Below are 698 nucleotides of genomic sequence, written 5' to 3'. Positions count from 1 at the left end.
GGACCAGCAAACCAGCTGATATTGCTGTAGATAAATAAGAATTAGAAGAAATGTATGTAAAAGAAAAAAATCCACGTTTGAAATTAAAGGTAAGAACAATTCATACAAACGTTTTTACAAAACTAAGAACAATATAATTGTTCTGAAATAAACAAGCCTACTATGTATTCGCAGTACATAGTAGGCTTATCGTCGTAAGAAAGGCGGTGACAAAATAGATTTACAAACCTTACACTACTAGTAAATCTTCTCACCTAATTGGTTTATTTTTTCAAATATATTATACCGAATTCTTTACGCACTGGCAATGCACTACACTCATTTCAATAATAAAGTTTGTAAGAGACTCCTAAGATAAATGTAAATAATAAAAAACCCTAAAATAAGTTTTAGGGCTTTTTTCATATAAATCGTTAATATAGATAGGGATGTGTCTATGCCTATCTATGGCATTATAGTAGAAATAGCTTGTTTATACACTAATTGCTGTTTACCATGTACATTCATTAGTACTGTATATTTATCTACTGCAACTATTTGGCCAATTATTCGTACACCTGTTTTTAAAAAAATTGTAGTTACTGCTTTGTTTTCCTTCAATCGATTATACATATCATCTTGGAATGTTTGCATATAAAGTCCTCCCTCTATTAATAATCATCGTAACATATTCAACTCATTTATAAAATTCGAAAAAT

The 698-nt window shown here is 29.2% G+C and carries 1 protein-coding gene; it reads right to left on the bottom strand.

Going from position 1 to position 698, the window contains the following annotated elements:
* Positions 1-444 precede the first annotated feature (444 nt).
* The gene (gene hfq, locus RCF13_RS01515; protein ID WP_001995897.1) at positions 445-633 is read right to left on the bottom strand and encodes an RNA chaperone Hfq; all 189 of its coding nucleotides are present in this window, start codon (positions 631-633) and stop codon (positions 445-447) included.
* Between the last annotated feature and the right edge of the window lie 65 nt (positions 634-698).

This window comes from Stenotrophomonas maltophilia group sp. RNC7 (genome assembly GCF_030910085.1).
GTDB lineage: Bacteria > Pseudomonadota > Gammaproteobacteria > Xanthomonadales > Xanthomonadaceae > Stenotrophomonas > Stenotrophomonas sepilia.
This window is presented reverse-complemented; position numbering and strand designations above follow the sequence as displayed.

Excerpts from the sequence above, each read along its gene's own strand:
- hfq (WP_001995897.1), bottom strand. The coding sequence starts at position 633 with ATGCAAACATTCCAAGATGATATGTATAATCGATTGAAGGAAAACAAA.